This window comes from Roseomonas sp. TS2 (assembly GCF_058833935.1).
Genome location: NZ_JCACVY010000300.1, coordinates 1 through 3,380, shown reverse-complemented (window position 1 = coordinate 3,380; position 3,380 = coordinate 1). Strand labels below are relative to the sequence as shown.

General features: G+C 76.7%; 3 protein-coding genes. 1 reads left to right on the top strand and 2 read right to left on the bottom strand.

Annotated elements, in window-relative coordinates:
* Positions 1-125: 125 nt before the first annotated feature.
* A complete protein-coding gene (locus ACZJYS_RS23675; RefSeq protein ID WP_493180555.1) occupies positions 126-1,775 on the top strand; it encodes a putative bifunctional diguanylate cyclase/phosphodiesterase in 1,650 nt (549 codons plus the stop codon).
* Positions 1,776-1,785: 10 nt separating this feature from the next.
* On the opposite strand, the gene ACZJYS_RS23670 is transcribed toward ACZJYS_RS23675, so the two are convergent.
* Entirely contained in the window at positions 1,786-2,532 is a 747-nt protein-coding gene (locus tag ACZJYS_RS23670; protein ID WP_493180554.1) for an aspartate/glutamate racemase family protein, read from the bottom strand.
* Positions 2,533-2,537: 5 nt separating this feature from the next.
* Positions 2,538-3,350, bottom strand: a complete 813-nt coding sequence (locus tag ACZJYS_RS23665; protein WP_493180553.1) for a Fe(II)-2OG oxygenase family protein — start codon at positions 3,348-3,350, stop codon at positions 2,538-2,540.
* Between the last annotated feature and the right edge of the window lie 30 nt (positions 3,351-3,380).

Below are 3,380 nucleotides of genomic sequence, written 5' to 3'. Positions count from 1 at the left end.
CGGCGGCCGCGGCCGGGCCGGAGCGCCCCAGGGAAGCGAAGACCAGGGAAGCGAAGACCGGGGAAGCGGGGGCTGGAGTAGTGAAGGCCGGCGGGGCGGAAGCCGGGAGAAAGCAAGCCGGGAGAGTGGAGGCCCGCCGCGCGCTGCGCGCCCGCTGGCGGCGGCTGCGGCGGGAGACGCGGGATCTTGCCGTGGTCCTGCTGGCCTACCTCGTCACCACCGCGCTCTGCCTCCGCCTCGACGCCTTCGAGGCGCTGGTCGCCTTCGTCGCGGCGCATGAGGCGTGGGAGATCGACGAATGGCTCACCGCCCTGCTCGTGCTGCCCTTCGCCTGCACCGCCTACGCCCTGCGCCGCCTGCAGGATGCGCGGCGGGAGGCCGCCCGGCGGCGCCGGGCGGAAGCGCTGTCCCGCCACCTCGCCGTGGTGGACCCGCTGACCGGCCTGCCCAACCGGCGCCGGCTGATGGAGGCGCTGGCCCTGCGGCTCGAGTCGCACGGGGCGGCGGAGGCCGTGGCCGTGCTGCTGATCGACCTCGACCGCTTCAAGCCCGTCAACGACCTGCACGGCCACGCCACCGGCGACCGCCTGCTGCAGGCGGCGGCCGGGCGGCTGGCGGCGCTGGCGCGGCCGGAGGACATGGTGGCGCGGCTGGGGGGCGACGAGTTCGTCATCCTCGCCACGCTGGAGGCGGGGGGGCCGGACGCCGCGGGCGCCGCCGACACCGCCGCCCGGCTGGCACGCCGCGTCGCCACCGCGCTGGAGCAGCCCTTCATCCTGGAGGAGCAGGGCGGCGGGGAGGCAGACCGGCAGGTGCAGGTGGGCGCCAGCCTGGGCATCGCCATCCTCCACGGCGGCCCCTGCCCGCCCGAGGAGGCGCTGCGCCGCGCCGACCTCGCCATGTACCGCGCCAAGGCCGAGGGACGCGGCGGCATCCGCATCTTCGAGGCGGAGATGGACCAGCGGATGCGGGCGCGGCTGGCGCTGGAGGCGGAGCTGCGCCGCGCCATCGCGGCGGAGGCGCTGGTGCCGCACTTCCAGCCGCTCGTGGCGCTCGGCGCCGCGCCCGGTGGGTCGGGGCGGCTGATCGGGTTCGAGATGCTGGCGCGCTGGCCGCACCCGGTCCATGGCCTGGTGCCGCCGGACCGCTTCATCCCGCTGGCCGAGGAGACGGGGCTGATCGGGCCGCTGACCCGGCAGTTGCTGCGCCGCGCCTGCCGCGCCGCCGCCGCGTGGCCGGCGCCGCTGGTGCTGGCGGTGAACGTCTCCCCCCTGCAGCTGCGCGACCGCACCCTGCCCGCCATGGTGGCCGAGGCGCTGGCCGAAAGCGGCCTGCCCCCCGCCCGGCTGGAGATCGAGCTGACCGAGAGCGCGCTGGTGGAGAATTTCGACCTGGCGCGGGAGCTGCTGGGCGCGCTGAAGGCGCTGGGCATCAAGCTCTCGCTCGATGATTTCGGCACCGGCTATTCCAGCCTGCGCCACCTGCGCGCCCTGCCCTTCGACAAGATCAAGGTGGACCGCGACTTCATCCGCGACATGACGCAGAGCAGCGAGAGCAGCAAGATCGTCGCCGCCGTCATCGGCCTCAGCCACAGCCTGGGCCTGCCCGCCGTGGCCGAGGGCATCGAGGATGCCGGCACAGCCACGCGGCTGGCCGAGATGGGCTGCGACATCGGCCAGGGCTGGCTGTTCGGCCGCCCCGTGGCCGAGGCCGAGGCCGCCCGGCTGGCCGCGATCGGGCCGCTGCCGGAAGGCCCCGCCCGGCTGGCGGGCTGAGCCGGCGGGTTCAGCCGCCGGCCAGCAGCCGCGCCAGGGGGCCGGAGAGGCCGCTGGTCACCCGCCCCTGGGGCGGCGCCATGCTGCCGGCGCGCGGCCGCGGCAGGCCGAGCCCGGCCAGCGCTTCGGCCAGCTTCACCCCGCAGGCGATGCCGTCCAGCAGCGGCACGGGCGACCCCTGCGGATCCTCCGCCGACAGCTCCGCCGCCATGCCGGCCAGCGCCGCGCCGCCGAGGATGACCGAATCGGCGCCCCCCTCCACCAGCCGGCCGATGGCGCCGCGCAGCATCGCCTTGGCCGCGGCCGGGTCCGCCACCGCCTGCTGCGGCGTCATCGCCACGCCCTCCAGGCCGGAGAGGCGGCCGGAGAGGCCATGCCGTGCCACCAGCTCCCGGTAGGTCTCGGCACTGCCCAGCGTCACCAGCCCGAAGCGCGCCCCGGTGGTGCAGGCGACGAGGCAGGCCGCCTCGGTCATGCCCAGCACCGGGCAGGGCATGAGCTGGCGCGCCCCCTCCAGCGCCGTGTCGTGGCTGACGGCCAGCACCACCGCCTGCACCTGCCCGGCATGTTCCGCCAGCAGCTCCAGCAGCGCGTGGCCGGCGACGATGTTCTCCGCCCGGGTGGAGATGGCCGCGGCGCCGAAGCGCGGCATGGCGGGGACGATCTCGGTGCCCGGCGCGGCGGCGGCGCGCGCCGCCTCGGCGCAGCGCGCGGTGATCGCCGCGTTGGTGTTGGCATTGGCCACCAGGATGCGCATCGCCCTCAGCCCTCCGCCGCGTGCAGCGCCGCGAAGGCGCCGTCCGAGAGGCGCGAGCTGGGCATCACCAGCGGCAGCGCCGACAGGCCGGGCACGCGGGAGGCCCAGACCAGGAAGGGATTGACGCAGAGCAGGTCGCCCGGCCGCAGCGGCAGCTTCAACGCCAGCCCCGGCGTGGCCGCCGCCTCGTCCAGCGCGCCGAGCGCGCCGCCGCAGGCGTCGGCGTCCAGTGTCGCGCGGTCGCAGCGGGCGGCGAACACGCCGCTGGTCACGGCGAAGACCGGCAGGCGCCGGCCCGGCGGCTCCGGCGCCAAATGCGGCCCCGGCGGCTCCGGCGCCAAATGCGGCAGGGCGCGGTAGAGCACCTCCAGCGCGGCGCGGTCGTTCTTCAGCAGCGCGTTGTGCAGCGCGGCGGCGGAGAGCAGCGTCACCTCCACCGCCTCGCGGCAGAGCAGCAGCAGCGCGTCGCAGGGCTCGGTGTGCCAGAGGCCGTCGGGCGGGCCCGCGGGCGGCGGGGCATGGACGGGGCGGCCCATGCGGCTGCCCAGCAGGCCCAGCAGCACGGCGGGCTCGGGCGGCAGCGGCAGGCCGCGCAGCAGCGCGAAGCCCAGCCCATGCGCCAGCCGCCCGGCCAGCTGCGCCAGCAGCGGGTCCAGCCGCGCCAGGACGGTGCCGGGGGTGGAGAGCGCCGCCTCGATCTCGGCCGCGATCTCGCCGCCGAGCGGCAGCATCCAGTCGGCCGGGCTCAGGCTGCTGCCCAGCCACAGATGCGGGCCGGTCTGCGGGGCGATCCGGCGGGGGGGAGAGAGTTCGGTCATCAGCGGCCATGTTTAGCAGGGACGGCGCGG